This is a genomic window from Streptomyces sp. NPDC126503 (assembly GCF_040302405.1).
GTDB lineage: Bacteria > Actinomycetota > Actinomycetes > Streptomycetales > Streptomycetaceae > Streptomyces > Streptomyces gulbargensis.
In genome coordinates, this window is the sequence record NZ_JBEORS010000006.1 from 35,457 (window position 1) to 55,458 (window position 20,002).

Consider the following 20,002-nt stretch of genomic DNA (forward strand, 5'->3'; position numbering starts at 1 on the left):
GGCAGGCCGACGCGGGCCCGCCGGACACGTGCCGCCCTCCCGTATGTCCACGGAAACGGGGTTCCAACCCTCCCCGGGCGAAACGGGCCGGAAACCTGCGGCCCCGGCGTCGCGGGCGGCCCCCCGGAGGCGGTACCGGGCCGGTGGGGACGGGTGTCGCGATAGGGTGTACCACTGAAAGACGTTGCCCGCCGGAGCCGGCGGACCCGAGAGGGGGCCGGGTGGCGGGCGGATCGTGGAGGAGTCCGAACGTAGATGTCCCGCATGCGGTGGGCGGGTCCGGCGTGACGGGGTCGACGAGGGCCGCGTTGGAGGTGAGCCCGTTGCCCGGTCGTTCCGGGATACGTGTCGGCGGTGAGGTCAGCGAGCTCACCCGCCGGCCCTGGGAGGACGCCCTGTCCCGGCTGGCCAGGCAGCACACAGGTGTGACCTACGTGGAACTGGCGGACGTCGCCTTCGTCGACGTGGCCGGGGCGACGGCGCTCGCGGTCACGGCCATGGGCCTGCCCGAGGGACGGATGGTGGTGGAGCATCCCCCGCCCCAGCTGCTGCGGGTACTGGACATGTTCTGGCCGGAGCTCCCGCAGATCGAGGTGGTGCGGCGATGAGCACGGTGAGCACCGACGAGACGTTCGTGCACCCCGCGCTGTTCTACCGCACCGACGCGGAGTACGCGCGGCAGACGGTGGCCTTCCTGCGGAAGGGCCTGGCCGGCGGCGAGCCGATGGCGGTCGCGGTCCCCGGCCCGAACCTGGAGCTGATCCGGGACGGTCTGGGCGCCGACGCCGAGGGCGTCCTCTTCCTGGACATGACCGACGTGGGCCGCAACCCCGGGCGGATCATCCCCCGGGTGCTGCGCGGCTTCGCCGACGCCCACCCCACGGGGCGGGTGCGGATCATCGGCGAGCCGATCTGGGCGGGGCGCAGCGCGGTGGAGTACCCGGCGTGCGCCCAGCACGAGGCGCTGATCAACGCGGCCTTCGAGGGCCGGGCCGTGACGATCCTGTGCCCGTACGACGAGGCGCGGCTGGATCCGCAGGTGATCGCCGACGCCCGCATGACCCACCCCACGCTCATCACCGACGGGCGCGAGGAGAGCAGCGACGCCTACGACTGGGAGGCGGTCGTCGCCCGGTACAACGAGACGCTGGCGCCCCTGGCCGAAACCGCCGTCTTCGCCTTCGGCAGTGACGAGCTCCCCGAGGTTCGCCGGTTCGCCACCGCGCAGGCCGCCCGGCTGGGTCTGGCCGGTCAGCGGCTGGGCGACGCCGAGCTGGCCGTCGCCGAGCTGACCACGAACAGCGTGGTGCACGGGGGCGGGCGCGGGACGCTGACGATCGGGACCGAGGCCGGACACCTCGTCTGCGAGGTCCGCGACGCGGGCCGCCTCACCGATCCCCTGGCGGGGCGCCGGCCCCCGCAGCCGGGTCAGATCGGCGGGCGGGGCCTGATGCTGGTCCACTACGTGGCCGACCTGGTGCGTGTGCACACCGGCGACGCGGGGACGACGGTGCGCTTCTACTTCGGCCTCTAGCCGGTGCTCCCGGGAGGCCGCCCCGCGGTCCTCCCCGAGGAGGGGGCCGCGGAGGTGACGGGATCCTTCCGCGGGGACCGTCAGCCCATGGGGCCGCCGAAGGGGCCGCCCAGGCCGTAGTACATGCCCAGCCGGGTGCGGTAGTCCGGGTCCTCCAGGTGCTTCTCCCGGTGGAACTCCGGAGCGTCCTTGATCTGCTCCTTGGTCCGGTCGACGTGGATCGTCCGCTCCTCCGGGTCGACCCGGACCACGGCGCTCGCCGGAAGGAGGACCTCCTTGCCGAAGATCCACGGGCCGGTGTCCACGACCAGATAGGCGTCCCCGGCCTCGTCGGAGTGCTTGTCCACCTTGCCGATGGCGCCGTCGGTCGCCTCGACCCTGTAGCCGGTCAGATCGGTGCCGGCCGTCCGGCCGGCGGTCGGCCGATAGCTCCACACATGCTCCGTCACGCGAAACAACTCCTCCGGTGGTCGAGGGCCGGGCGGCTCGCCGCCGCCCGGCCTCTTCGGGTGCCCGGCGCAGGGCCCCGGGGGTCCTCCGCCTCACGGTCCGCGTGCCCCGGCCGGGCCCGCACATTCCCTCGTTCGTGGAGACGGGAAGAGGCGTGAAACGCCGTTCCGGGGTTACGAGGGAGAGGTACGGCGCCGGTCTGGCCCGGCGCACTCCCCCCCACGGAACTGGTAACGATGTCTGACTCGAGCCGGGACAAGACCACCCAGCCACCCCTGCCGGCGAGGCCGCTCCCCACGTCCCCCGTGGCGCCGTGGAACACCACGGCCCGCCAGGTACGGGGCGAGAGCGATCTGCCCGTCGAGACCACGTTCCACTACGACCCCGACGATCCCTGGGCGGTCCGCGTCACCTTCCGGCTCTCCCTGGGCCACGTCGTGGACTGGACGTTCTCCCGGGACCTGCTGCGCTCCGGGACACGTGTCCTGAGCGGCGAGGGCGACGTCCGTCTGTGGCCGCTGCGCTGCGGCGGCCGGGAGGGACGCGTGCGCCTGCGGCTCGGCCAGACGGGGGCGTACGCGATGGTCGACGTCGACCGGGCGGGGCTGCGGAGCTGGCTCACGACGACGTACGCCGCCGTGCCGGAGGGGGAGGAGGCCGCGCGGATCGACTGGGCGGCCGAGGCCTCCCGGCTTCTCACGGGGCCGTGACCCGGAGTCCCGCACGAGGGGACGATCCGGTCGGCCGCGGACGTACACGCGTGAACGCGTACACAACAACGAACACGGACGACAGGAGGAATGACCGATGCTGGACAACTGGCGCGCACAGGCCGCCTGCCAGGACGCCGACCCCGACCTCTTCTTCCCGGTGGGTACCGGTGGACCGGCACTCATCCAGGCCGAGGAGGCGAAGGCGATCTGCCGGCAGTGCCCTGTCCGCGCGGAGTGCCTGCGCTGGGCCATGGACGACTCCCGCCAGGTCACGGGCGTGTGGGGCGGGCTGCGCGAGGACGAGCGGCAGGCGCTGAAGCGCAGGGAGCGCCGGCGGGCGGCCGAGGAGCGGCAGGGCCCCCGTTGACCCCTCTCCCCCGGCCCGCCCGTCGCTCGGCGGAACGGCTCCACCCGGACACGCCGGAACGGCCTCACCAGAAGGGGGTTGGTGAGGCCGTTCCGCCGTCGGCGCCCCATCGGCGCCGGTCCTTCGCCTACGAGCGGTCGAGCATGCCCTCGCGCAGGCGGGTCAGGTTGCGGGAGAGCAGGCGGGAGACGTGCATCTGGGAGATGCCGAGTTCCTTGCCGATCTCCGACTGCGTCCGCTCCTCGACGAAACGCAGGTGCAGGATGCGGCGGCTGCGCTCGTCGAGCTGGCTGAGCAGCGGCGCCAGTGTGTGGAAGTCCTCGAAGAGTTCGAGCGCCGGGTCCTCCACGCCGATGAACTCGGCGAGGGCCGTGGCGTCGTCCTCGCCGTCCGGACCGATGGCGGCGTCGAGCGACGCGGAGTTGTAACCGTTGGCGGCGATCCGCGCCTCGATCACCTCGTCCTCGGAGAGGTTCATCAGGCTCGCAAGCTCCGCCACACTCGGCGACCGGCCCAGGCGCGAGCTGAGCTCCTCGGTCGCCCTGGCCAGCTCCACCCGGGCTTCCTGCAACCGGCGCGGCACGTGGACGGCCCAGGAGGTGTCCCGGAAGAAGCGCTTGATCTCGCCGACGATGTAGGGGACGGCGAACGTGGTGAATTCGACCTCGCGGGAGAGGTCGAAGCGGTCGATGGCCTTGATCAGGCCGATGGTGCCGACCTGGACGATGTCCTCCATCTCGTCGCCACGGGCGCCGCGGAAGCGGCCCGCCGCGTAGCGCACGAGCGACATGTTCATCTCGATCAGCGTGTTCCGTACGTACTGGTATTCATGCGTCCCCTCCTCCGTCACCGCCAGCTTCTCGAAGAACACCTTCGACAGCTCGCGCGCGTCCTTGGGAGCGACATCGCGGGGGGATTCGAGTACGGGAAGACCCTCCATCCCCGTCTCGACACCAGTCCTCGTCTCCGTCGTCACCTCGGTCGGCACTCTGATGACCTTCTCTCGTACGTCGGTAGCGGTTGCCCCCGTGGGGGTTCCGCGTACCCCCACTTGCGCGGCTCATGCCGGTAAAACGTCAGCGGATCGAGAAAAATTATTCACGATCCGCCGGGGCCGCTCGACGAGGGTGTCATACGAGGGGGAGACGGGCCCGTACGCGCTTCCCGGAACGCTGGGGTTCCACGGTGACGCTCTCGCAGACCGCCCGTACGATCTCGAGGCCGTGCTGCCCGATGCGCCGGGGGTCCCGGGGGCGGGTGACGGGGGCGGCTGCGAGCCGGTCGGTGACGGAGATGTCCAGGGCGTTCTCGAAGCGTTCGACGAGGACCTCGCAGGGGCCGGGCGCGTGGCGCACGGCGTTGGTCACGAGTTCGCTGACCACCAGGCGCGCCAGGTCGACGTGGTCCGGGGAGACGGGGCGGCCCCGGGTGTTCGGCGCGGCCATGAGGAAGTCGGCGACGAAGTCACGGGCCGCCGCGATCACCCCGGCCCCCAGGTCGGAGTCCTGGTAGGTCACGCTCGCCGACTGCAGCGGCCGGCGCAGCGGTTCCCCCCTGGTCATGACCTCACTCATCGCCCGTCCTTCCTCGCGTGACTGCCGCCCTTCCCCCGGGCCGTACGCCGACAGGGTACGGAGAGCCGGGTCGCGCCGTCCTCCACGGGGACGCGGCCGGGCCCGGGACAAGGGTGGGGGCGCCACCCCGTCGGAGGGTGGCGCCCACAGAGCTTCGCGTACACATGTCGATGGCTTTCGGGGCTCCGCTACCAGCGGTACCAGCGGCCCGTGCCGCCCTTGGGGCGCACCAGGAAGCCCAGCAGCCAGACGACGAACACGATCACGGCGATCCACCACAGCGCCTTCACCGCGAAACCGGCCCCGAAAAGGACCAGAGCGAGCAGCAGAACCAACAGAAGGGGAACCATTCCTATCAACCTCCAGGCCTCCGCCTGCCCCGCAACCCGTCGGATATCCGTCCCGCGCGGGGGTTTCCCCCGGCGGATGGCGAGCGGCCGCGGGCGGCCCGGGCGCCCCGGCGGTGCCCCAACGAATCGAGGCCGTATCGGATGCGTCCGATACGGCCTCTGACCTGCGTCACGCAAGTCGGGACGACAGGATTTGAACCTGCGACCCCTTGACCCCCAGTCAAGTGCGCTACCAAGCTGCGCCACGTCCCGTTGCCCGTCTGACCTGGGGTTTCCCCCCGGCGCAGGCACACGAGAACAATACCGCACTTTGCTCGGTGGTCACGAACCCCTTTCTCCTCGGTCGGCGGAGGGGTGCGCGCGGCCAGGATGGTCACGCTCCGTGACGCGCGGGGGCGCCGGTGGACGCTTCCGCGCGCCCCCGGCGGGTGGGAGCGGAAGGGGGGCGAAGGGGCGGCGGCCCCGGGATTCCAGGGAGGCGCACGCGGGGCTCAAGATCCGGAATGCCGCTTGTTTGGGGATGAAGGGGCTCATGAGGTGACCCGGGAGGGCTCCTGGCCATATGCCCGGCGGTTCGTTGCCCTTGGCATGTGGCAGAAAGATGTCCACGGCGCAGGGAGTCCCGATCGGACCGAGCAGGCCAAGAGCACACGAAACACAGTCGGTTTCAATCGTCAACAGCTCGTGTTTCGGACAAAAATTGTGGCGATATTGATCCGTCCCATAAAGATCAACACCATGAAGAGGTCGGCCTGTTCGGGACGGGACCACTGCCGATGCACCACCTGTTCGGACCCGCCGAGCAGGCGTTTCGCAGGGGAGGGACTCGAATGGACGGCTACTTCAGCAGTCGGCTGCATCACGAACTCAGGGAAACGGTCCGTGACTTCGCAGAGCGTGAGGTTCGGCCACGAATAGCCGAGATGGAGGAGTCCCGGACGGTTCACCACGAGCTGTCGCGGATGATCGCCGAACAGGGCTGGCTGGGAGCGACAATCGGCCAGGAGTACGGCGGGATGGGCGCCGGCCACCTGGCCAAAACCATCATCATCGAGGAGCTCTCCCGGGTCAGTGGTGCCATGGGTGCCATGGTCCAGGCCTCACAGCTGGGCACCGCCAAGATCGTTCACTTCGGCAGTGACGAGCAGCGCAAGACCTGGCTTCCGGCCATCGCCGCCGGTGACTGTCTGCCGACCATCGCCGTGACCGAGCCCGAATCCGGCGGCCATGTCCTCGGCATGAGCGCCACTGCCGTGCGCGACGGCGACGACTACGTCCTCAACGGCAGCAAGGTCTACGTCGGCAACAGCCACGTGGGCGACCTGCATGGCGTGGTGGTCAGAACCGGCCCTGGCTCGAAGGGACTCACCGCGTTCCTGGTCGAATCCGATCGCCCGGGGTTCCGTACCGGTCCGCAGCAGTCCGCCATGGGTCTGCACGGCTTCAGCTTCGGTGAGCTGATCTTCGAGAACTGCCGGGTGCCGGCGTCCAACCGGCTCGGCGACGAGGGTGACGGCCTCTCCGTCGCGTACTCCTCCAGCGTCCTGTACGGCAGGGCCAACCTCACCGCCGTCTCCCTCGGCATCCACCGGGCCATCCTGGAGGAGACCACCCGCTTCGCCACCGAGCGCATCCGTTACGGCAAGCCGCTCTCCGACCTCCCCACGGTCAAGCTGAAGCTCGGTCAGATGCAGTCGCGTCTGATGACGGCCCGGCTGACCGCGTACCACGCCGTGCACCTGCTCGACCAGGGGCTGTCCTGCGACGCGGAGCTCATGAACGCCAAGCTGGTCAACGTCGAGTCGGCGATCGACTCCGGCCGCAACGCCATGGAGATCCATGCCGCCGCCGGCCTCTTCACCGACCGGCCCATCGAGCGGTACGTCCGCGACGCGCACCACATCTTCGCCCCGGCCGGCACCTCCGACATCCAGCTCCTCCGGCTGGCCGAGGTGGCCCTCGGCCAGGACAAGGGCAGTTGGTCGGAGCGGCTGTCGGAGGTCGTCCGCACCCCGGCACCGGATCACCTGCACATCTGACCGGACACACCTACGGCCGGGCCCGGGGACGGTGAGGACCGTCCCCGGGCCCGGCCGTGCGTGACCGGCTCAGAACATGCCGTCCTCACGGCGGTGGATCTGCTCCATGAGCTCCGCCGCCATCGCCTTGATCGTCTCCAGTCCGGCCCGCCCCCACGGCCTGACATCGGTGTCGACCACGCAGATGGTGCCCAGCGCGACGCCGGTACGGTCGATCAGCGGGGCGCCCATGTAGGAGCGGATGCCGATCTCGTCCACGACCGGGTTCCCCGCGAAACGCGGGTAGTCGCACACGTCCTCCAGGACGAGGGCCTTGCGCCGGACGACGACGTGCGGGCAGTAGCCGTGGTCGCGGGCCATGAAGCGGCCGACACCGCCACCGCCCGCGGCGGCCGCGCCCAGGTCACTGCCCGAGTGGGTGCCCGCCGGGGTGTGCAGTCCGGCGAAGAACTGCCGGTTCTCGTCGATGAAGTTGACCATCGAGTACGGGGCACCGGTCACGTCCGCGAGCCGGTGGGCGAACTCGTCGAAGGCCGGCTCCGGCCGCTCCCCCAGGCCGAGTTCGCGCAGCCGCTGCACACGGGCCGGCGCGTCCTTGTCGATGGGGGTCAGCAGGAGGTGACCGGTCGGATCGTAGGTCATGACGTGGCTCCGAAGCTCGGCGCGGGGGCCGGGATGGTGGTGAGCAGATGCTGGACGAGGGTGAGCAGGGTGCGGATGCCCGAGCTGGAGATCCGGGCGTCGCACAGGACGACCGGCACTTCCGGCTTGAGGTCCAGCGCGGCCCGCACCTCGTCCGGTTCGTAACGGAAGGCGCCGTCGAACTCGTTGACCGCCACGACGAATTCGATGCCCCGCCGCTCGAAGAAGTCGACGGCGGAGAAACAGTCCTGGAGCCTGCGGGTGTCGGCCAGGACGACCGCCCCGAGCGCCCCTTCGGAGAGCTCGTCCCACATGAACCAGAAGCGCTCCTGGCCCGGGGTGCCGAAGAGGTAGAGCACGTTGCGCTCGTCGAGGGTGATGCGGCCGAAGTCCATGGCGACGGTGGTCGTGGTCTTGCCCTCCACCCCCTCCAGGCTGTCGGTGGCGGCGCTGACCGAGGTCAGCAGCTCCTCGGTACTCAGCGGTTCGATCTCGCTGACGGCGCCCACGAAGGTGGTCTTGCCCACACCGAATCCACCCGCGATCAGGATCTTCAGCGCGGTCGGGAAGGGATCGGTCGCGGAACTGTCGTGGCGCTCAGAGCCGTTGTCGTAGGCCATCGAGCACTGCCTCCAGCAAGGAACGGTCGGTGGGATTGGCGTGGAACCGGGGCGCCCTGGCGGTGAGCGCCCCGCAGTCCACGAGGTCGGAGATGAGGACCTTGGTGACGACGGCCGGCAGCCGTAAGTGCGCCGCGATCTCGGCCACCGAGGTGGGACCGTCGCACAGCCCGAGGGCCAGGCTGTGTTCGGGACCCAGGTGCGGCTGCGGGGACGTGCCGGTCGCCATCACCATCGAGAGCAGGTCCAGCGCGGTGCTGGGCTTGGTGCGGCCGCCGCTCACCGTGTAGGGACGGATCAGCCGGCCGGCCGCGTCGTCGAGCCAGGGCCCGTCCTGATGGGGGGTCGCGTTCACTGCCCTGTGCCACCTGCCGCTCCGGCCGCCTGCCGGGCCGGGGTGACGAGATACGGCCGGACGCTCTTGACGAGCATCGCCATCTCGTAGCCGAGGACCGCGGCGTCCGCCTCGCGTCCGGCGAGCACGGCCAGACAGGTGCCGGAGCCCGCGGTGGAGACGAAGAGGAGGGTGGAGTCGAGCTCCACGACGACCTGGCGCACCTCGCCGCCGTCGCCGAAGCGGGCGCCCGCGCTGCGGCCGAGCGAGTAGAGCCCGGAGGCGAGGGCGGCCATGTGGTCGGCGGCGTCGGGGTCGAGGCCGTGGACGGACTTGACGAGGCCGTCGGAGGAGAGCAGAACCGCGTTGCGGGTGTACGGGACCCGCTGGACCAGGCCGCTCAGCAGCCAGTCGAGATCCGAGGAATGGCCGGTCGGCACATTGCTCGCCATGGTGCATCTACTCCTTGTGCGCGTCACCGGGACGCAGCGGTTCATGGGGGGCGGGCTGGGATTCGGCGAGGCCGATTCCGCGCTGGAATGCGGCCATCAGGCCGGGGTCGTGCAGGGCGTGCTCCTCCGGCTTGCGGGCGGCCGGCTCGTCGCGCAGCTGCGGGACGAGGTGCTCCTGGGCGCGCCGCTTGGGGAGGAGGGGCCGGCCGGGGGCCTCGGTGCGGGGGGCCGGGGGGACCGGGCGGGCCGTGGGCTCCGGGCCGGCCGACGGGGCCGGTATCGGGGCGGCGGGGCCGGGTGTGGGGGCCGGTCCGTGGTCCTGGTAGCCGTTCACCGGCGGGGTCGTACGGGAGTACGGGTTCGGGGGCGGGGGCGTGGCCTGCGCGCGGGCCTCCTCGGGGCGGGCCGCGGACCCCTCGTGCCGGGCCGTGGCCGGTTCCGGGGCGGGTGCGGTGGGACGGACGGGCGCCGGGGGCCGGGGCGCGGGGGCCGGGTCGGCCGGGGCCGGTGTGGCCGGTGCCTGGAGTTCGGCGGCGGGCTGCGCCTGGTTCTGCAGCGCCACCTGCTGGGGCGGTACGGCCGGGGATCCGGCGGCGGCCGCGGCCTGCCGCTCGTGCTGGGCGAGGCCCTCGGGGTCGGCGCCGAGCAGGCCCTGCGGCAGGACGAGGACGGCCTGGACGCCGCCGTAGATGTTCGACTGGAGCCGGACGGCGATGCCGTGCCGGCGGGCCAGCGCCGAGACCACGAAGAGGCCGATGCGGCCGTCCTGGAGCAGGTGCGCCACGTTGACCTGGTCGGGGTCGGAGAGCAGGGCGTTCATCTTGTTCTGCTCGGTGACCGGCATGCCCAGGCCCCGGTCCTCGACCTCGATCGCCAGTCCGGCCGTGACGTACTGGGCGCGGAGGAGCACCGTGGTGTGCGGCGCGGAGAACAGGGTGGCGTTCTCGACGAGTTCGGCGAGGAGGTGGATGACGTCGGCGACGGCGTGGCCCCGGAGCGTGCCGTCGATCGGCGGCACCAGCTTGACGCGGGGGTACTGCTCGACCTCGGCGATGGAGGACCGGAGCACCTCCGTCATGGTGACCGGGTTCGACCACTGGCGGCGGGAGATGGCGCCACCGAGCACGGCGAGGTTCTCGGCGTGCCGGCGGATGCGGGTGGCCAGGTGGTCGACGTGGAACAGGCCCTTGAGCAGCTCCGGGTCCTCGACCTCGTTCTCCAGTTCGTCGAGGAGCTGGATCTCGCGGTGGACGAGGGACTGCAGGCGCCGGGCGAGGTTGACGAAGACCTCGACCTTCTGTTCGTTGCCGACGCTGCTGGAGAGCCGGGAGGCCTGCACGACGGCGGCGACGGCGGCCTCGTGCGAGCGGCTCAACTCCTGCCCGAGCAGGTCGAATTCGTCGCCCGAGGCGGCGGCCGGGGGCAGCGCGGGCCGGGGGGGCGGGCTCTCGCCGCGGCGCAGTTGTTCCACGATGGCGCGGAGTTCGCTCTGACTGCGGGCGCTGGAGCGGCGCAGGGCGTTGCAGCGGTCCAGGACGGCCTTGGCGGCCCGGTCGGCGCCGAGCGCGGCGGCGGTCACGGAGGCGACCGTGAGGGCGGCGGCCCCGGTGAGCGCGGCCCAGAGGCCGGGGGTGGGGCCGGCGCCGGTGGAGCGGATGGTGAAGAGGACGGCGGCCGCGCCGCCCAGGGCCACCGCCACCGCGGGGAGCACGGAGGTCCGGAGGAGCTGAGGTCGTATGCGGGCTTCCGTCGGGACCTGTCCGGGGGTCCGCGCCGGTGGATTGCCGCTGGTACCGGGGGCGGAGCGGGCGCCTGACCGGCCGTGCCGCCCGCCTTCGCGGCGTTCGGACCGCGAGGAGGGTGCGCGAAGTTGAGACATGAGTGTCCTTGGTACGTGCCCGGGAATCGGCGTACTGCGGGATGTTCTACGGGGAGGGTGGACTACGGGGGTGTGCTGCCGGGGGTCGTGCGGGTGCTGCGTACGGTACGTGCGGGGGTGGGGTGTGTGGTTCCGATGAGCCTACCGATGATCATCAACCACACACTGTAGTCGCCAACCGTTCCTCGGCGGCGCGCAGTTGGCAAACTTACCCGTAGAGCGCCCGAGTCTGGTATCACCCCTCGCACGTCAGGCCGAGAACCGATGGCCGAAAGACGACGGGTTGGCGGGGGAAGGCGGGAACGGAAGGGGTTGGGGGCGCCGTGACGCCCCCGCCCTCCACCGGAATCGGCCGTGACCGGAATCCGCCGGACCGGCCCCCGGTCGGCCGTTCCGCGTCTCGCCAGGGGCGCCCACGACCTCCGGCCGTCACACCCCGGGCCCCTTCCCGGCTCGCCCGGCCCCCGCGCGGACCCCTGGCCGCCGGGGCCGCCGCGCCGCCCGGGCGGTGACCCTCGGTGAGAGCGGAATCCCCCCGGCCACCTGCGGGGACCTGGGCGGGCGGCCCGCCGCCACGGGTGCCGGGGACGGTGAGGCGGCGACTTCGTAGACTGGGACAAACACCTCGGTAACGGTCAAGATCTTCGGACCGGGGAAGGCGAAGGACGAAGCGGATCGGAGCGGACATTGCGACGGCGTCCCCAGGAGCCCGTCGGTGATCCCGAAGGCCTGTTCGACATGGCGGACCTCATGGCCGCGGCGGGAACGAACGGGGCGAGGGAGGACCGGCCGTTCCGTGACGGGCCCGAGGCGGGCAGGCTGCTGCGGGTGACGGAGATCCACGCGGAACCGGCCGCCGCCGCCTCCTGGCGGGGCCGCCAGATCATCGCGCGCTTCCCGGGCGCCCGGCTCGTCGAGACGGACTCCCACTGGCGCATCCCGCACCTGCACGGCAACGAGGGGAACGTCGAGCGCTGGGTCAGGATCAAGAGCGAGACCCTGGTCCTGGGCGAACGCTCCTCCCTCACCGTCCGGCCGAACGGCCGCTCCGCCGACTGGATCGCCCCCGGTCTGTCCAACGGATGCGCCATGGCCTGCGCGTACTGCTACGTCCCGCGACGCAAGGGGTACGCCAACCCGATCACCGTCTTCACCAACGTCGACCGCGTCCTGGGCGCCCTCGGCCGCCACATCGCCGCCACCGGCCCGAAAAGGGAACCCAACCAGTGCGACGAGCGGGCGTGGGTCTACGACATCGGGGAGAACGGCGACTGCTCGGTCGACGACCTGATCAGCGACAACACCGCCGACCTCGTCCACGCCTTCCGCCGCTGGCCCACCGCCAAGGCCTCCTTCGCCACCAAGCTGGTCAACCCCGATCTGCTGCGGCTGGACCCCCAGGGCCGCACGCGGATCCGCTTCTCCCTCATGCCGCCGGACGACTCCCGCCTCCTCGACATCCGCACCAGTCCCGTGCCGGCGCGCCTCGCGGCCGCCGCCGACTTCCTGGACGCCGGGTACGAGGTGCACTTCAACCTCTCCCCGGTGGTGATCCGGCCGGGCTGGCGCGAGGCCTGGGACGACCTGCTGCGGATGATGGACGACGTACTCCCCCCCGCGGGTGAAGGAACAGGCCGCGGCGGAGATCATCATGCTCACCCACAACGAGGACCTGCACGGGGTCAACCTGGGCTGGCACCCCCGCGCCGAAGAGGTCCTGTGGCAGCCGGATCTCCAGCAGCCCAAGAGGTCCGAGAACGGCGCCCTGAACGTGCGCTACCGCAACACGGTCAAACGTGAGGCGGTGGAGACGCTGCGCCGCGTGATCGAGTCCCGCGCGCCCTGGCTGCGGGTTCGGTACGCGTTCTGACGTCCGCCCGGCGGGTGGCGGGAGCGTGGGGGCGCCCCGACGGTTCAGACGTACGTGACCGTCACCCGCTCGAACCCGAGCGCGCGCAGCAGCCCCTGGAGCATCGCGGTCGTGTTCCGCTCGGCGCGGGCCGTCAGGTCGGACTCCCGGGCCGCCTCGCCGATCTTTCTCGCGGCGAGGACGTTGACGGAGCGCTCGCTCGCGGGATTGTCGGAGAAGAGATCACCGATCCGGTCGAGCAGTCCCCGCTCCTTGGAGACCGCGTAGGAGCGCTCCGGGTCCAGGGCGGGCGCCGCGAGACGGGCGTGAGGGAGGCGCAGGGTGGCCGTGGTGCGCTTCGCGTCGACGGTGACGGCGTCCTCCCCGATCCCGCCGAGTTCCACGTAGGCGCTGACGCCGCCGGTCGCGACGTACAGGGTCCGGGTGCCGCGGATCGCGTCCGGCAGGAAGCGGGCGTCGTGTTCGAGGTCGACCACCACCTGGTAGGTGCCGGCGGCTCCCTCGTACCGGTGCATGTCCTGGACGGACTTGAGGACGGCCGGCCCGGAGCGGTCCTTGACCTCGGTCCCGAACACGTCCAGCCCCGGCAGGCGCAGCACCTGCCCCACCAGCATCAGGGCGAGGGCCAGGGCGAGCAGCACGACGGCGGCGACGGGCCATCTCCGGCCGGGCCGGTCCCGCCGCCCGGGGCGCGGGGAACTCTTCTCGGTGTCTTCTCCCATGTCCGTCTGCTGCCCGCCGAACCGCATGACATGTCCAACTCGGCGCCGTCTGGGCCAGGTTGTGGCCACGGCGTCCGCTGGGGACCGTGGGGCGGCCTCACCGGGCCCCTCGCATACCGCCACCCGTCACGGGTACGCGGGCCCCGAGACAGGCGGTCCCGCACCTGGGGGAGCAGGCACATGATCGAGTGGAGAAGTCCCTTCAAGAGCCGGCGCCGCGACCAGGGGTCGCCGGAGGCGCACCAGTGGTCCGGCGGGCCCGCATCCCGGGAGGGAGGCGGTGAACCGGCGCCGGAGGCACGCCCGGTGGACACCACGGTGACGCGGCCGGAGCCGGTCGCGGAGGAGCCCCGCCCGCGCGGTCCGGGCAGGGTGGTCCGGTTGCTCGTCGCCCTGCTCGCGCTCGCGGGCATGGTGGCGTTCGCCCTGGTGCTCGCCAAGCTCACCCTGGTGGAGTCGCCCGCGTCGGAGCGTCTCACCCACACGAATCTGACGCCCGGCCGGTCGATCGAGGCCTATCTGCAAAGGCCGGCCTTCGTGGACACGGTCAAGCAGCTCGGCGGCAACCTGGCCCTGGGCTTCCCCTTCGGTCTGCTCCTGCCGTTGCTGTCCCGCAGGACCCGCGGCTTCCTGCGGGTGGCCCTCGTCACCGCCGGCACCATGCTGCTCGTCGAGCTCACCCAGGGCGCCCTCATCACGGGACGCGCCTTCGACATCGACGACGTCCTGCTCAACACGGCGGGCGCGCTGTTCGGCTACCTGCTCATCGGACGGCGCCTCGGCCGCGCCGTGCACCCGCGGACCCGTCGCCCCTGGTGGCGCCGGTCCGCGCCCGGGGCCGCCTCGGGGCCCGTGCGCGAAAGGGGGTGACGCGCCGGCCGGCCGCCGCCCGCCCCGTGCCTCAGCGGTCACCGGCCGGCCGCCGCCCGCCCCGTGCCTCAGCGGTCACCCGCCAGGTCGAGATCACGCCGGGACGTCCCGCCGGGGTCCTCCACCGGCATCGTCCGCCGCCACGGCCGGGCGATCGGACGGGAGACCCCGCGCCACCAGGCGTCCGCGGGCAGCTTCCCCGCGGGCTCGAACGGCTCCCCGGGACGAGGGAACGCCACCGCCTGCCCGGCCTCCTCGGCCGCGTCCTTCGTCCACTCCCCCGGCTCCGCCCACGCGTGCGGGGCGAGGTTGAAGGTCGCCCAGTGGATCGGCAGCAGGACCCCGGCCGGCTCGCCGCCCTGGAGGTCGAGGTGGGCGCGTAGCCCTTCGGCGGGGGTCATGTGGATGTCCGACCAGAATTCCGAGTAGGCCCCGATCTGGATCATCGTGGCGTCGAAGGGTCCGTGCTCGGCCCCGATGTCCCGGAAACCGGCGAAGTAGCCGGTGTCGCCGCTGTGGAAGATCCGGTGGCCGGGCCCGCGCACCACCCAGGAGGCCCAGAGCGTGTGCTGCCGGTTGCGTATGCCCCGGCCGCAGAAATGGCGGGCCGGGGTCGCCGTCAGACGCAGGTCCCCGATCTGTGCCGACTCGTTCCAGTCGAGCTCCCGCAGCCGGGAGGCGGGCACGCCCCACCGCTCCAGGTGCGCGCCGACGCCCAGCGGCACGGCGAAGACCGTACCGGTCCCCGCCAGCTCCTTGATCGTCGGCAGGTCGAGGTGGTCGTAGTGGTCGTGCGAGATCACGACCACGTCGACGGGCCCCAGCGCGGCGAGCGGGGCGGGCACCGGGTGGAGCCGCCGGGGGCCGGCGAAGGGGAAGGGTGAGCAGCGCTCGCCCCAGACGGGGTCGAAGAGGACCCGGTGCCCGTCGATCTCCGCCAGGACGCTGGAGTGCCCGGCCCAGGTGATCCGCAGGCCGGTGGCCGGAGGCCGGGCGAGGTCGGCCAGGGTGGTCGGGTGCACCGGGACCGCGCCGAGCGGAGCGCGCCGCGAGCGGCCGTCCTTCTCGAAGTAGACCCGCGCGAAGGCGACGGTGGAGCCGGTGGGCCCGCGCCGGGCCGGCTCGGGGTTGCGGAAGGCGCCGTCCGCGAAGTTCGGCGAGCGGTGGATGCGGGCGAGGCGCTCCCCCGTGGGGTCCGCGCCGAAGGACTCGGGGCGCGGTGCGCGCAGCCGGGCCCGGAGCGAACGGTCGGAGCCGGTACCGGTCACGAGGACCTCCTGATCTCTGGGGGTCGTTCCATTATGGGCGGGCCCCGGGAGGAACGGCCGCCCCGGCCGGGAAGCGGTCCCGGGTGACCGGTGAACGGTACGACCGGTACGGAAGCCTTGTAGGCTGCGCGCCGTGGCGAGAGTCCGGTTGACCGTGGCCGAGCGGCGCGAGGAGCTGCTGGGCGCCGCCGTCCGGCAGATCGAGGAGAAGGGCGTCGCCGCCTTCCGGATCTCCGACGTGGCCGCGGCGCTCGGTGTGAGCAACGCGCTGGTGATCTACCACTTCGCGACCAGGGAGCGGCTCGTCGCCGCGGCGTTCGCCCACGCGGCCGAGGCCGATCTCGCTCAGCTGCGGCGCCTGCTCGGCCGGCGCGTCCCGGCGGTGCGGCGGCTGCGGGCGGCCGTGCGCTGGTACGCCCCCACGGGCCAGGCGAAGGGCTGGCGGCTCTGGATCGAGAGCTGGGCCGCCTCCCTGCACGACCCGGAACTGCGGCGGGTCGCCGCCTCCCTCGACCAGGAGTGGAAGGCGGCCCTCGCCCGGGTGATGGCCGAGGGGGACGCGGCGGGCGAGTTCCGCTGCCCGGACCCGCCCGCCGCGGCCCTCCGCCTCACGGCCCTCCTCGACGGCCTCGCCGTCCAGACCACGGTCTACGCGGCCCCCCTCACCCGTGCCGCGATGCTCCGCTGGGCCGACGCGGCCCTCTCGCGCGAACTGGGCCTCCCGGAGGTCCCGGCGGGCGGCGCGGGGGCGGAGGTCGCCGGCTCCGAGGCGGAACCGGGGCCGGACCGGTCACCGGGGCCTGCGCCCGCCGGTTCCGGCTGAGCCCCGGCACGAGGTGCCCGGGCTGCGCCAAGAGCCCCGGCACCGCGCGGCCGGAAGCCACCGGTTCTCGAGCGGGCGGCAGGCCTCACGAGCGGGCGAGCGGGCGGCAGCCGCGGAACCGTCCTCGGCGCGCGCCGCACAGGCTCTCCCTCCGGGGAAACCGGCGGCGGCGCCGCTCAGAGGAGTTCGTAGACCGCCGAGACCGTCACGTGCTCCTCGATCTCACCGGGGGCCAGCGGGACCGAGGCTCCGTCGGCGGAGAGGGACGGGGACGCCGCGCCCTGGCCGGGGCGGGTGGTCTCGCCCTCGCTCAGGGAGACCAGGCGGCCGAGGCGGTGGCCGCTGAGGCGGGCGTGCTGCCGTGCCTTCTCATGGGCGTCCTGGTAGGCCGCCTCGCGGGCCTTGGCGCGCAGGGCTCCCGGGTCGGCGACGTCGAAGACGACGCCGTTCACGCGGCCCGCGTCGCGCGCCGCCTCGTTGACCGCGCCGATGACCTGGCCGGCCCGGTCGAGGGCGCGGACCTTCACCGTGAAGGACTGGACGGCCTGGTAGCCGCTCACCTTGCTCTCGCCGCCGGAGGTCTGGGTGTAGACGGGCATCACGGAGAGGCTGTCCGTCCGGATGTCCCGGTCCGCGATGCCCTGGGCGCGCAGGACCCGCAGGAGGTTCTCGGCCTCCGTGGTCTGCGCGGCCATCGCTTCCTTGGCGGTCGTGCGGTCGGCCTCCACCGCGATGGAGAGGAGCGCGAGATCCGGTGCGGCGGAGGCGCTGCCGCTGCCGGTCACGGTGACCGTCGCGGGGTCGGCGGCGGGGGCCGCGGCGAACGGGGCCGTCCGCACGGGCGCGGCGGCCTGCGCGGGGGCGGCTGCGGCGACGAGCCCGCCGAGGACGAGCGCGGCGGTGGCGAGGACCCCGGCTGTCCGGGCGGCGGTTCTTCCGGGGATCTGGGGCGTACGGGGCGTCACGGGCGGTCCCTTCGACGGTGACGGGGGCGGGAAGTCCGGCGCGCACATCCCAGCACCCGCCGCCGCCCCCTCCCGTACGCCACTCCTGCCCGGCCTCTCCCTTCACCTCCCCGTACCACGTCCGTACCGCCGGGTGCCTGCGCCGGCCTCCACAGGCCTGCGCGAGAGGCGCGTACACATCGGCGTGGAGGCCGAAGGTCCAGGCCACGCCCTCGCGCGGTCCGGGTCGCGGGCGGCACGCGGAGCCAGTACGTGCGGTGGCCGCCGTCGGGCTCGGGCGTGGAGTTGACGACCTCGACCATCGCCACGTCCTCGTCGTCGGGGAGTGCGGCGCGCGGCGAGGGGGCCCAGAGCACGCGTTCCGGTGCGGCGAGACCCGCCGTGCGGGAGGCGAGCCGGACGCCGTCACCGTGCCGCGCTGCGGCCGCGCGCGTGTCCCCTCGCCGTCTGCGACTACCACATCGGCTACGTCCACCTGGAGACGCTGCCGCTGTACGACGTGTTCGCGGGCGGGGTCCTGGAGCGGATCCCCGCCGGCTTCCCGGCCGCCTCGCGGACCCCAGGGGCATGAAGCCGGGCTACAGGGGCATGAGGTCGGGGCGCTTGGCCTCCACGTGGTCGCCGGAGCTCTCGCCGCGCAGCCGTCGCCCGATCCAGGGGACCAGGTACTCCCTGGCCCAGTGGATGTCGTCGCGGCGCACCTCGAGGGTGCCGCGCGGGGGGACCGGCGGCCACGGCTGGTCCGGGTCGGCCGGCACCGGCAGGCCGAGGACCTGGGCGGCGCGCAGGGCGACCCGGGTGTGGCCGTCGGGCGAGAGGTGCAGGCGGTCGCTGTCCCAGGCGCGCCGGTCCTGGACGGAGCGCAGCGACCACAGGTCGAGGACCGGGCAGCCGTAGCGGTCCGCGATGGCGCGGACGTGCGCGGTGTAGGTGGCGATCTTGCCGCGCAGGTGCCGGAGCACGGGCACGTCGCGGGTGTCGAAGCCGGTGGTCACCATGACCGTGCCGACGGCGGAGGTGAGGTCGGCGACGGCGCGCTCGAAGCGCTCGGCCACGTCGTCGGGGTCGGTGCCGGGGCGGATGATGTCGTTGCCGCCGGCGCAGAAGGTCACCAGGTCGGGTGCGAGTTCCTTCGCCCGCGGGACCTGTTCCGCGACGATCTGGTCGAGCAGGCGCCCCCGTACGGCCAGGTTGGCGTAGCGGAAGGCCTCGGGCTCCGGCAGCTGGTCGGCGAGGAGGACCGCGAACCGGTCCGCCCAGCCGATGTACGTCCCGCCGGGGCCGGGGTCTCCGACGCCCTCGGTGAAGCTGTCACCGATCGCCGCGTACGACCCGAATGCGTTCTTGTCTGTTGATCTCGAATCGTCTGCCACGGGGGCACATCCTTCCTTCCGGGATGTGACCTACGCGACCGTAAGGAGGGGTTGACGGCGGGTGACATATGCCACCGATAAAGATTTCCCCAAGGCCGGAACAAACCGGTGGCCCGGCACAGGAGTGCCGGGCCACCGCGGAGCCTGAGCGCGCGCCTTCGAGCGCGGCGGGTCAGATGGAGACGCCGTGCTGGCGGAGGTAGGCCAGCGGGTCGATGTCGGAACCGTAGCTGGGCGAGGTCCGGATCTCGAAGTGCAGGTGCGGGCCGGTGGAGTTGCCGGTCGAGCCGGAGAGGCCGATCTGCTGGCCGCCGCTGACGGACTGGCCGGCCGAGACGGCCAGGGAGGAGAGGTGGGCGTACTGCGAGTAGTTGCCGTCGGCGTGCTGGATGACGACCTCGTTGCCGTAGGCGCCGCTCCAGCCGGCGGAGACGACCGTGCCGGCGCCGACGGCGCGGACGGTGGTGCCGGAGGAGGCGATGAAGTCGGCACCGGTGTGGTAACCGGAGGACCACATGGAGCCCGAGGCGCGGTACGGGGTGGAGACGCCGCCGGCGACGGGGGCGACCCAGCCGGAGGAGGCCGTGGAGCTGCCGGTGGACGGCGCCGTGTCGGAGGTGGCCGTGGCCGGGGCGGAGGCGCGCTCGCTGCTCCGGGAGGCGCGGGACTCCTCCTTCTTCGGGGCGGCCTTGCGCTCCGTCTTCGGGGCGGCCTTCCGCTCGGCCTTGCGCTCCGCCTTGGGAGCGGCCTTCGGCGCGGCGGCGGTGTTCTCGCCGTTCAGCGTCAGCTTCATGCCGGGCAGGATCAGGGAGGGGTCCTCGCCGACGACCTGGCGGTTGTCCGCGTACAGCTTCTGCCAGCCGCCCTCGACACCCTGCTCGGTGGCGATCTTGGACAGGTAGTCGCCACTGACGACGGAGTACGTCCTCGGGGCGGCCTTCTTCGCGGCGGGCGCGGCCTGGGCGCTCTGCGCCACCTGGGCGGCGGCCACGGCGTGGGTCTGGACGGCGGCGGCCGGGGCGGCCTGCTCGGCGGCGTGGGCGCCGGTCGCGCCGAGGAGCGGAAGCGCGACGACGGCGCCTCCGGTGCCGGCGGCGACGAAACCGCGGGTGAGGGAATTGATCTTCGGACGGCGGTGCTTACCCTTCGCGGGCATG

The 20,002-nt window shown here is 72.7% G+C and carries 21 protein-coding genes, 1 tRNA gene and 3 pseudogenes; 9 read left to right on the forward strand and 16 right to left on the reverse strand.

Annotated elements, in window-relative coordinates; translation table 11 throughout:
* Positions 1-314: 314 nt before the first annotated feature.
* The gene (locus ABTY40_RS10185; protein ID WP_502990541.1) at positions 315-608 is read left to right on the forward strand and encodes an STAS domain-containing protein; all 294 of its coding nucleotides are present in this window, start codon (positions 315-317) and stop codon (positions 606-608) included.
* On the forward strand, positions 605-1,534 hold the full coding sequence (locus ABTY40_RS10190) for an anti-sigma factor RsbA family regulatory protein (protein ID WP_352059104.1): 930 nt from the start codon (positions 605-607) through the stop codon (positions 1,532-1,534). Before ABTY40_RS10185 ends, ABTY40_RS10190 begins: the two co-directional genes overlap by 4 nt.
* A gap of 80 nt (positions 1,535-1,614) precedes the next feature.
* On the opposite strand, the gene ABTY40_RS10195 is transcribed toward ABTY40_RS10190, so the two are convergent.
* The gene (locus tag ABTY40_RS10195; protein WP_352059105.1) at positions 1,615-1,983 is read right to left on the reverse strand and encodes a PRC-barrel domain-containing protein; all 369 of its coding nucleotides are present in this window, start codon (positions 1,981-1,983) and stop codon (positions 1,615-1,617) included.
* Positions 1,984-2,220: 237 nt separating this feature from the next.
* Here ABTY40_RS10195 and ABTY40_RS10200 point away from each other — a divergent pair, with 237 nt between their 5' ends.
* The gene (locus ABTY40_RS10200) at positions 2,221-2,694 is read left to right on the forward strand and encodes an SsgA family sporulation/cell division regulator (RefSeq protein ID WP_352059106.1); all 474 of its coding nucleotides are present in this window, start codon (positions 2,221-2,223) and stop codon (positions 2,692-2,694) included.
* Between the two features lie 100 nt (positions 2,695-2,794).
* A complete protein-coding gene (locus ABTY40_RS10205) occupies positions 2,795-3,064 on the forward strand; it encodes a WhiB family transcriptional regulator (protein WP_352059311.1) in 270 nt (89 codons plus the stop codon).
* A 127-nt stretch (positions 3,065-3,191) separates the two neighbouring features.
* Here the strand turns inward: ABTY40_RS10205 and ABTY40_RS10210 are convergent, their stop codons facing one another.
* From ABTY40_RS10210 to ABTY40_RS10225, 4 genes are all read right to left on the reverse strand, one after another.
* Positions 3,192-4,004, reverse strand: a complete 813-nt coding sequence (locus ABTY40_RS10210; RefSeq protein ID WP_352059312.1) for an RNA polymerase sigma factor SigF — start codon at positions 4,002-4,004, stop codon at positions 3,192-3,194.
* Positions 4,005-4,194: 190 nt separating this feature from the next.
* Positions 4,195-4,626, reverse strand: a complete 432-nt coding sequence (locus ABTY40_RS10215) for an ATP-binding protein (RefSeq protein WP_352059107.1) — start codon at positions 4,624-4,626, stop codon at positions 4,195-4,197.
* A 200-nt stretch (positions 4,627-4,826) separates the two neighbouring features.
* Positions 4,827-4,988 carry a hydrophobic protein gene (locus ABTY40_RS10220; RefSeq protein ID WP_345283805.1) on the reverse strand — a complete coding sequence of 54 codons (162 nt, stop codon included), beginning with the start codon at positions 4,986-4,988 and terminating at the stop codon, positions 4,827-4,829.
* Positions 4,989-5,166: 178 nt separating this feature from the next.
* Positions 5,167-5,240: transfer RNA gene (locus ABTY40_RS10225), tRNA-Pro, on the reverse strand.
* Between the two features lie 578 nt (positions 5,241-5,818).
* On the opposite strand from ABTY40_RS10225, the gene ABTY40_RS10230 reads away from it, so the two are divergent.
* On the forward strand, positions 5,819-7,027 hold the full coding sequence (locus tag ABTY40_RS10230) for an acyl-CoA dehydrogenase family protein (RefSeq protein WP_352059108.1): 1,209 nt from the start codon (positions 5,819-5,821) through the stop codon (positions 7,025-7,027).
* Positions 7,028-7,096: 69 nt separating this feature from the next.
* Here the strand turns inward: ABTY40_RS10230 and ABTY40_RS10235 are convergent, their stop codons facing one another.
* From ABTY40_RS10235 to ABTY40_RS10255, 5 genes are read right to left on the reverse strand one after another with little or no spacing between them, the layout of a single operon-like run.
* The gene (locus ABTY40_RS10235; protein WP_352059109.1) at positions 7,097-7,669 is read right to left on the reverse strand and encodes a GAF domain-containing protein; all 573 of its coding nucleotides are present in this window, start codon (positions 7,667-7,669) and stop codon (positions 7,097-7,099) included.
* Complete coding sequence (locus ABTY40_RS10240) at positions 7,666-8,289, reverse strand: GTP-binding protein (RefSeq protein ID WP_352059110.1); 624 nt, start codon at positions 8,287-8,289, stop codon at positions 7,666-7,668. Before ABTY40_RS10240 ends, ABTY40_RS10235 begins: the two co-directional genes overlap by 4 nt.
* Positions 8,267-8,644, reverse strand: coding sequence for a DUF742 domain-containing protein (locus ABTY40_RS10245; RefSeq protein ID WP_309055212.1), 378 nt, complete (start codon positions 8,642-8,644; stop codon positions 8,267-8,269). The genes ABTY40_RS10240 and ABTY40_RS10245 overlap by 23 nt, the downstream gene beginning before the upstream one ends.
* On the reverse strand, positions 8,641-9,075 hold the full coding sequence (locus ABTY40_RS10250) for a roadblock/LC7 domain-containing protein (RefSeq protein ID WP_309055214.1): 435 nt from the start codon (positions 9,073-9,075) through the stop codon (positions 8,641-8,643). The genes ABTY40_RS10245 and ABTY40_RS10250 overlap by 4 nt, the downstream gene beginning before the upstream one ends.
* A gap of 7 nt (positions 9,076-9,082) precedes the next feature.
* Positions 9,083-10,954, reverse strand: a complete 1,872-nt coding sequence (locus ABTY40_RS10255; protein ID WP_352059111.1) for an ATP-binding protein — start codon at positions 10,952-10,954, stop codon at positions 9,083-9,085.
* Positions 10,955-11,692: 738 nt separating this feature from the next.
* On the opposite strand from ABTY40_RS10255, the pseudogene ABTY40_RS10260 reads away from it, so the two are divergent.
* Positions 11,693-12,824 (forward strand): annotated as a pseudogene (locus ABTY40_RS10260) (spore photoproduct lyase family protein).
* Between the two features lie 44 nt (positions 12,825-12,868).
* Here the strand turns inward: ABTY40_RS10260 and ABTY40_RS10265 are convergent.
* Positions 12,869-13,546, reverse strand: coding sequence for a DUF4230 domain-containing protein (locus ABTY40_RS10265; protein WP_502990542.1), 678 nt, complete (start codon positions 13,544-13,546; stop codon positions 12,869-12,871).
* A gap of 306 nt (positions 13,547-13,852) precedes the next feature.
* Here ABTY40_RS10265 and ABTY40_RS10270 point away from each other — a divergent pair, with 306 nt between their 5' ends.
* Positions 13,853-14,416 (forward strand): VanZ family protein, encoded by a 564-nt coding sequence (locus ABTY40_RS10270; protein ID WP_502990543.1) that lies wholly within the window; start codon positions 13,853-13,855, stop codon positions 14,414-14,416.
* A gap of 68 nt (positions 14,417-14,484) precedes the next feature.
* On the opposite strand, the gene ABTY40_RS10275 is transcribed toward ABTY40_RS10270, so the two are convergent.
* Positions 14,485-15,684 (reverse strand): MBL fold metallo-hydrolase, encoded by a 1,200-nt coding sequence (locus tag ABTY40_RS10275; RefSeq protein WP_352059112.1) that lies wholly within the window; start codon positions 15,682-15,684, stop codon positions 14,485-14,487.
* 133 nt (positions 15,685-15,817) lie between these two features.
* Between ABTY40_RS10275 and ABTY40_RS10280 the strand changes: the two genes are divergently transcribed.
* Entirely contained in the window at positions 15,818-16,507 is a 690-nt protein-coding gene (locus tag ABTY40_RS10280; protein ID WP_352059113.1) for a TetR/AcrR family transcriptional regulator, read from the forward strand.
* A gap of 176 nt (positions 16,508-16,683) precedes the next feature.
* Here the strand turns inward: ABTY40_RS10280 and ABTY40_RS10285 are convergent, their stop codons facing one another.
* Together ABTY40_RS10285 and ABTY40_RS10290 are read right to left on the reverse strand one after the other, a co-directional pair.
* On the reverse strand, positions 16,684-17,472 hold the full coding sequence (locus tag ABTY40_RS10285; RefSeq protein ID WP_352059114.1) for an SIMPL domain-containing protein: 789 nt from the start codon (positions 17,470-17,472) through the stop codon (positions 16,684-16,686).
* Positions 17,473-17,629: 157 nt separating this feature from the next.
* Positions 17,630-17,807: pseudogene (locus ABTY40_RS10290) on the reverse strand (DUF6745 domain-containing protein); the annotation flags it as partial.
* Positions 17,808-17,878: 71 nt separating this feature from the next.
* Between ABTY40_RS10290 and ABTY40_RS10295 the strand changes: the two are divergent.
* A pseudogene (locus tag ABTY40_RS10295) lies at positions 17,879-18,043 on the forward strand (STM4011 family radical SAM protein); the annotation flags it as partial.
* A gap of 7 nt (positions 18,044-18,050) precedes the next feature.
* Here ABTY40_RS10295 and ABTY40_RS10300 read toward each other — a convergent pair.
* Entirely contained in the window at positions 18,051-18,845 is a 795-nt protein-coding gene (locus tag ABTY40_RS10300; RefSeq protein WP_345283837.1) for an SGNH/GDSL hydrolase family protein, read from the reverse strand.
* Between the two features lie 172 nt (positions 18,846-19,017).
* Complete coding sequence (locus ABTY40_RS10305; protein ID WP_352059115.1) at positions 19,018-20,001, reverse strand: M23 family metallopeptidase; 984 nt, start codon at positions 19,999-20,001, stop codon at positions 19,018-19,020.
* Position 20,002: the final 1 nt, after the last annotated feature.

Bases quoted from the DNA above. Each gene is read 5' to 3' on its own strand.
- ABTY40_RS10190 (WP_352059104.1), top strand. From the start codon at position 605: ATGAGCACGGTGAGCACCGACGAGACGTTCGTGCACCCCGCGCTGTTC.
- ABTY40_RS10200 (WP_352059106.1), top strand. From the start codon at position 2,221: ATGTCTGACTCGAGCCGGGACAAGACCACCCAGCCACCCCTGCCGGCG.
- ABTY40_RS10210 (WP_352059312.1), bottom strand. From the start codon at position 4,004: ATGGAGGGTCTTCCCGTACTCGAATCCCCCCGCGATGTCGCTCCCAAG.
- ABTY40_RS10215 (WP_352059107.1), bottom strand. From the start codon at position 4,626: ATGACCAGGGGGGAACCGCTGCGCCGGCCGCTGCAGTCGGCGAGCGTG.
- ABTY40_RS10220 (WP_345283805.1), bottom strand. From the start codon at position 4,988: ATGGTTCCCCTTCTGTTGGTTCTGCTGCTCGCTCTGGTCCTTTTCGGG.
- ABTY40_RS10230 (WP_352059108.1), top strand. From the start codon at position 5,819: ATGGACGGCTACTTCAGCAGTCGGCTGCATCACGAACTCAGGGAAACG.
- ABTY40_RS10235 (WP_352059109.1), bottom strand. From the start codon at position 7,669: ATGACCTACGATCCGACCGGTCACCTCCTGCTGACCCCCATCGACAAG.
- ABTY40_RS10240 (WP_352059110.1), bottom strand. From the start codon at position 8,289: ATGGCCTACGACAACGGCTCTGAGCGCCACGACAGTTCCGCGACCGAT.
- ABTY40_RS10250 (WP_309055214.1), bottom strand. From the start codon at position 9,075: ATGGCGAGCAATGTGCCGACCGGCCATTCCTCGGATCTCGACTGGCTG.
- ABTY40_RS10255 (WP_352059111.1), bottom strand. From the start codon at position 10,954: ATGTCTCAACTTCGCGCACCCTCCTCGCGGTCCGAACGCCGCGAAGGC.
- ABTY40_RS10265 (WP_502990542.1), bottom strand. From the start codon at position 13,546: ATGGGAGAAGACACCGAGAAGAGTTCCCCGCGCCCCGGGCGGCGGGAC.
- ABTY40_RS10305 (WP_352059115.1), bottom strand. From the start codon at position 20,001: ATGCCCGCGAAGGGTAAGCACCGCCGTCCGAAGATCAATTCCCTCACC.